The following is a 6,273-nucleotide window of genomic DNA, read 5'->3' as shown; positions in this document are numbered from 1 at the left end:
CAGCGGTCGAGCAGGTCGCCCACGTGCGCCTTGGTGCCGCGCAGCGGTTCCAGGGTCGGCACGCGCTGGAGCGACTCGCGGCCCGGGATGTCGAATATCACCGAGTCCCAGGAGGCGGCGGCGACCGACTCGCTGTACTGCCGCAGGCACCGGCCCCGGAAGTAGGCCCGGGTGTCGGTGGGCGGCGTCTCCACCGCGCGGTCGACGTCCTCGTCGGTCACCAGTCGCTGCATCCTGCCCCTGGCGACGAGCCGGTTGTACAGGCCGCGGTCGGGGCGGATGTCGGAGTACTGCAGGTCGACCAACTGCAGCCGGGGGTGGTTCCAGGGCAGGTTGTCGCGGGTGCGGTAGCCCTCCAGGATCTCCAGCTTGGCGACCCAGTCGAGCTCACGGGACAGCTGCATCGGGTCCTCGGCGAGCCGGGTGAGCACCGACTCCCAGCGGTTGAGCACGTCCTTGGTGAGCTCGTCCACGCCCGAGCCGAAGCGGTCCTCGACGTACTTGCGGGCCTGCTCCAGGTATTCCATCTGCAGCTGCACGGCGGTCATCTTCCGCCCGTTGCGCAGCGCGATCTCGTACTTGCAGGTCGGGTCATGGGACACCGCGCGCAGCGCCGCGACCGGCGACTCGGGGGTCAGGTCGATGGTGAGGAATCCCTCCTCGATCATCGCCAGCACCAGGGCCGTCGTACCGAGCTTCAAATATGTCGAAATTTCCGACATATTGGCGTCGCCGATGATCACGTGCAGCCGCCGGTACTTCTCCGGGTCGGCATGCGGCTCGTCGCGGGTGTTGATGATCGGCCGCTTGAGCGTGGTCTCCAGCCCGACCTCGACCTCGAAGAAGTCGGCCCGCTGGCTGATCTGGAAGCCCTCGGTGCGCGAGTCCTGGCCGATGCCGACCTTGCCCGCGCCGCACACCACCTGCCGCGACACGAAGAACGGCGTCAGGTGCCTGACGATGTCGGCGAACGGCGTCGCGCGGCGCATGAGGTAGTTCTCGTGGCAGCCGTACGACGCGCCCTTGGCGTCGGTGTTGTTCTTGTACAGCTGGATGGGGGCGTTGCCGGGCATGGAGGACGCCCGTACGGCGGCGTCGTACATCACCCGCTCGCCCGCCTTGTCCCAGATCACCGCGGCCCGGGGGTTGGTGCACTCGGGCGTCGAGTACTCCGGGTGGGCGTGGTCCACGTACAGGCGCGCGCCGTTGGTGAGGATCACGTTGGCGAGCCCGAGGTCCTCGTCGGTGAGCTGGCTCTGGTCGGCCACCTCCCGGGCGAGATCGAACCCACGGGCGTCGCGGAGCGGGTTCTCCTCCTCGAAGTCCCATCGGGCCCGGCGAGCCCGGGCGGCCGACGCCGCCAGGTACGCGTTGACGACCTGTGAGGAGGTCACCATCGCGTTCGCTCCCGGTTGACCGGGCACGGCGATGCCGTACTCGGTCTCGATGCCCATCACCCGCCGAACCGTCATTCGCACCCCGCCTGCTTCAGGCCGTCGTAGTCATATCCGAGCCTAGCCCTTTCTCTATGCCCTGCTACCGAACAGTTACGGCACAGATGCCTCGGGACTTTGCGCCGGAATGGTCGTCGCGGTCCGGGAGGCACGGCCGCCGCCACGCTCACGGGGCGTGCGGGAGCGGTTGAGCAGGGCCCCCAACCTGGCCCGAAGCCATCGCTGACCGGGCCTGTCGACCAGCCGGTAGATCAGGTAGGCGAGCCCGATCGAGACCGCCATCGTGATCCCGGCGAGCGGCCACGGGTCCACCACGTCCCGGTACGCGGGGATCAGGACGGCCGAGACCGTCTGGTGCAGCAGGTAGAGCGGATACGTCAGCGCCCCCAGGGCGACCAGGCGGCGCCAGCGCACCCACCGCAGCCAGCCGAGGGCGACCGCGGCCATCAGGAGGTAGACGAGCGTGATCGCGACGACGACGGCCTCCGGGGGCGCCGGGTAGCGGGCGATGCCGATCAGGCGCACCCGCTCCCCCACGCGCTCCATGGCGGCGTGCAGGGACATCCCGTAGCCGGCGGCGACCATCAGCCACGGGACCAGGGCCCCCGAGCGCGCCCCGAAGCGGTGGATCAGGAAGAAGGCCATGCCCGCGATGAAGTACGGCGCCTGCCGCGGCATGAAGACGAAGACGAGCGTCTCGTTCTGGGTGAACTCGGCCAGCAGCGCCAGGCCGGTCCAGGCCGCCAGGAACACCAGGCAGCGCCGCAGCGTGATCCCCACGAGGGAGAACAGCGCCACGAGGACGTAGAACCGCAGTTCCACCCACAGGGACCAGAAGACGCCGCCGGCGTGGCCCACGCCGAACGCGCCCTGGAACATGGTCAGGTTGAGCAGGTACTCGCCGTCGCTGAGCTTGGGGTCGAAACCGGCGACCCCGCTGAAGCGGTACATGACGAAGATCACAAGCACGGCGAACCAGTACGCCGGGTACAGCCGGGACACCCGGGAGACGGCGAACTCGCCGACGGTGTGCCCCCAGACGCTCATCAGGATGACGAACCCGCTGATGAGGAAGAACAGCTCCACGCCGAGGATGCCCAGCGTGGTCAGCCGGGCGACCGGCTCGAACAGCGTGGTGGGGAACTCGTCCCACAGCGACCTGCTGGCCGCCATGAAGTGGAAGGCCATGACGGCGAACGCGGCCACGAAGCGCAGGACGTCGAGCTCGACCAGGCGGCGGCTCCCGGCCGGTGCGGCCGCCCGCGGCGCCGGGACCGCGGCCGGGACCGGAGCGCCGCGCCGCACGGGCTGTCTCACGGAAGTCACCCGCGCGAGCCAAGGAAGATCATGCCATCTTTGACGTGATCACTCCCGGCTTCGGTTCCCTCCGATAACGAACGTCACGGGCGACCACCGGCCCACCGCCCCGCCGGCGGTCCGGGCGAGGAGCCCGGAAAGCCGGAGGAGCGGCGCGATCGGATCGCGCCGCTCCTCGATGGCACCGGCCCGGCCGGGTGCCGGGGTGCTACAGGTACTGACCGGTGTTGGCGACCGTGTCGATCGACCGTCCGGCCTCGGTGCCCTGCTTGCCCTGGACGAGCGTGCGGATGTAGACGATCCGCTCGCCCTTCTTGCCGGAGATGCGGGCCCAGTCGTCGGGGTTGGTGGTGTTGGGCAGGTCCTCGTTCTCGGAGAACTCGTCCACGCAGGCGGCCAGCAGGTGCGAGATCCGCAGGCCCTTCTGCCCGGTGTCGAGGAACTCCTTGATGGCCATCTTCTTGCCGCGGTCCACGATGTTCTGGATCATGGCGCCGGAGTTGAAGTCCTTGAAGTACAGGACTTCCTTGTCGCCGTTGGCGTAGGTCACCTCGAGGAAGCGGTTCTCCTCGCTCTCGGCGTACATCCGCTCGACCACCCGCTGGATCATCGCGGCGATCGTGCCCTCGCGGCTGTCACCGTGCTCGGTGAGGTCGTCCGGGTGCAGCGGCAGGTCGTTGACGATGTACTTCGAGAAGATGTCCTTGGCCGCCTCGGCGTCCGGCCGCTCGATCTTGATCTTGACGTCCAGGCGGCCGGGCCGCAGGATCGCCGGGTCGATCATGTCCTCGCGGTTGGAGGCGCCGATGACGATGACGTTCTCCAGGCCCTCGACACCGTCGATCTCCGACAGGAGCTGGGGGACGATGGTGTTCTCGACGTCGGAGGAGACGCCCGAGCCGCGGGTCCGGAAGATCGAGTCCATCTCGTCGAAGAACACGATCACCGGGGTGCCCTCGGAGGCCTTCTCACGAGCCCGCTGGAAGACCAGGCGGATGTGCCGCTCGGTCTCGCCGACGTACTTGTTGAGAAGCTCGGGGCCCTTGATGTTGAGGAAGAAGCTCTTGCCGGACTGGCCGGTCTTCTCCGCGACCTGCTTGGCCAGGGAGTTGGCGACGGCCTTCGCGATCAGCGTCTTGCCGCAGCCGGGCGGGCCGTACAGCAGCACGCCCTTCGGCGGGCGCAGCTTGTGCTCGCGGAACAGGTCGGCGTGCAGGTAGGGCAGCTCGATGGCGTCCCTGATCTGCTCGATCTGCCTGCTGAGGCCGCCGATCTCCTCGTAGGAGATGTCGGGGACCTCCTCGAGGACGAGCTCCTCGACCTCGGACTTGGGGATGCGTTCGTAGACGTAGTTGGAACGGGGTTCGAGCAGGAGGGAGTCGCCGGCCCGCAGCGGCTGCTCCAGCAGCGAGTGGGCGAGCTTGACGACCCGCTCCTCGTCCGCGTGCGAGATGACGAGGGCGCGCCCGCCCTCCTCCAGCAACTCCTTGAGCATCACGATCTCGCCGACGTCCTCGTAGCCGAGGGCCTCGACGACGTTGAGCGCCTCGTTGAGCATGACCTCCTGGCCACGCTTCAGCGAGTCGACGTCCACGGCCGGACTGACGTTCACCCGGAGCTTGCGCCCGCCGGTGAACACCTCGATCGTGCCGTCTTCCCTCGCCTCGAGGAAGACACCGAATCCGGACGGCGGCTGCGCCAGCCGGTCGACCTCCTCCTTGAGGGCGACGATCTGGTCCCTGGCCTCCTTGAGGGTGGCGACCAGACGCTCGTTCTGGCCTGTGAGGGCGGCCACCTGTGCCTGCGCCTCGTGGAGACGCTCCTCGATGACCCTGGCCTGCCGGGGAGACTCGGCCAGCTTCCGGCGCAACGCGGTGATCTCCTCCTGCAGGAAGGAGACCTGTGTTGTGAGGTCGGCGACCTCCCGTTCGCGCTGCGCGGCCCGAGCCTCAGCGTCGTCGCGAGCTGCCACGCCCCGTCACCTCCTTCCCCGTCGAGAACGACTACTCAAGACCCTACCTATCTTGGCGCTGTACGTAACCTGGCCGGGCAGTGTTCGTGTAGTTACGTTGGGTGTTCGGCGTTTGATACCTTATGGACCGATTGTTCGGGTCACCATTAGGAACACACCCAGATGTTCCCGTGTCACGTGGCTTTGCCGGGTTGTGGCCGAATCGTCACCCTTGTTCGATCCCCTCTCCGTACGCCCCCTTGGCGGGGCGCCTGCGCCGCGGCGGGGGCGTGACGCCGTCCGCCATGCGCCGGGCCGTGACGAGGAACCCCGTGTGGCCGACCATCCGGTGGTCGGGCCGTACCGCGAGGCCCTCGACATGCCAGTCGCGAACCAGGGTCTCCCACGCGTGGGGCTCGGTGAAACTCCCGTGCTCCCGCAGGGTCTCCACCGTTCTGGACAATTGGGTCGTTGTCGCAACATAGCAGCAAATAACTCCCCCAGGAGTAAGGGACTTCGCCGCCGCGTCAACGCACTCCCAAGGAGCGAGCATGTCCAGGATGACGCGATCCACGTCCGCCTCGTCGAGCGCGTCGACGAAGTCTCCGACCACGAGGCGCCACTGCCCCACGGGGCCGCCGTGGAACTTCTCCACGTTCTTCGTGGCGACCTCGGCGAAGTCCGCGCGCCGCTCGTAGGAGGTCACCTTCCCCTCCGGGCCGACCGCGCGCAGCAGGAAGCAGGTGAGCGCGCCCGACCCCACGCCGGCCTCCACCACCCGGGCGCCGGGGAAGATGTCGGCCATGGCGACGATCTGGGCCGCGTCCTTCGGGTAGACCACCGCGGCGCCGCGCGGCATCGACACCGCGTAGTCGGCGAGCAGGTGCCGGAACGCCAGGTACGCCGTGCCGCCCGAGGACCGCACGACGGACCCCTCCGGCTGCCCGATCAGGTCGTCGTGCGGGATCGACCCCTTGTGCGTGTGGAAGACGCCGCCCTCTTTCAGCGTCACCGTGTGCCGCTTGTTCTTGGGGTCGGTGAGCTGGACCTGATCTCCGGCCCGGAACGGGCCGTGCCTGCGAAAACCCATGCGGAAAAGGCTAGTGCCGCGACCGACGAGATTTGCCCCGGCCGGAGAGGCGCCGGGCGGGAAAGCACTGGCCTCCGCGGTGTCGCTGCTGCTAACAATGGGACATGTTGCCCCAAGAGGCGATTCCCGCCGGACCGGTCGTTCTGCGCCTGCCGGTCGAGGGGGACGCCGACCAGATCGCCCGTGCCTGCTCCGACCCCGACATCGCGCGCTTCATCCCCTTCGTCCCGTCGCCGTACACCCGTGACGACGCGCTGGCCTGGATCACCAAGGCCGTCCCGGCCGCCTGGGAGAACGGCGGAGCCGACTTCCTCCTCGCCGATCCCGGGACGGGCGAGGTCCTCGGGACGGCCGGGCTGAAGCCGCCGGACCGGTTCGGCGTGACCGAGGTGGGCTACTGGCTCGCCCCGTGGGCCCGGGGCCGCGGCGTCGCCACCGCCGCCGGATGCGACCACCGCCTC

At 68.7% G+C, this 6,273-nt stretch carries 5 protein-coding genes; 1 reads left to right on the top strand and 4 read right to left on the bottom strand.

Going from position 1 to position 6,273, the window contains the following annotated elements; all coding sequences use genetic code 11:
- The 4 genes from dop to AB0J39_RS37270 form a co-directional block, all read right to left on the bottom strand.
- The coding region (gene dop / locus AB0J39_RS37285; RefSeq protein ID WP_363473543.1) for a depupylase/deamidase Dop at nt 1-1,472 on the bottom strand (1,472 nt) is incomplete at its 3' end.
- Nucleotides 1,473-1,547: 75 nt separating this feature from the next.
- Nucleotides 1,548-2,771 (bottom strand): acyltransferase, encoded by a 1,224-nt coding sequence (locus tag AB0J39_RS37280; protein ID WP_363473541.1) that lies wholly within the window; start codon nt 2,769-2,771, stop codon nt 1,548-1,550.
- A gap of 208 nt (nt 2,772-2,979) precedes the next feature.
- On the bottom strand, nt 2,980-4,743 hold the full coding sequence (arc, locus tag AB0J39_RS37275) for a proteasome ATPase (RefSeq protein ID WP_363473539.1): 1,764 nt from the start codon (nt 4,741-4,743) through the stop codon (nt 2,980-2,982).
- 205 nt (nt 4,744-4,948) lie between these two features.
- The gene (locus AB0J39_RS37270) at nt 4,949-5,812 is read right to left on the bottom strand and encodes a tRNA (adenine-N1)-methyltransferase (RefSeq protein ID WP_363473537.1); all 864 of its coding nucleotides are present in this window, start codon (nt 5,810-5,812) and stop codon (nt 4,949-4,951) included.
- Nucleotides 5,813-5,916: 104 nt separating this feature from the next.
- Here AB0J39_RS37270 and AB0J39_RS37265 point away from each other — a divergent pair.
- Nucleotides 5,917-6,273 (top strand): GNAT family N-acetyltransferase (locus AB0J39_RS37265; protein WP_363473536.1); only part of this gene is annotated, 357 nt, incomplete at its 3' end.

Origin of the sequence: Microbispora sp. NPDC049633 (assembly GCF_040675265.1) — a bacterium.
Taxonomy (GTDB): Bacteria; Actinomycetota; Actinomycetes; order Streptosporangiales; family Streptosporangiaceae; genus Microbispora; species Microbispora maris.
The sequence above is the reverse complement of the archived record's forward strand: the minus strand, read 5'-3'. Positions and strand labels throughout refer to the sequence as shown.

Bases quoted from the DNA above. Each gene is read 5' to 3' on its own strand.
- AB0J39_RS37270 (WP_363473537.1), bottom strand. From the start codon at position 5,812: ATGGGTTTTCGCAGGCACGGCCCGTTCCGGGCCGGAGATCAGGTCCAG.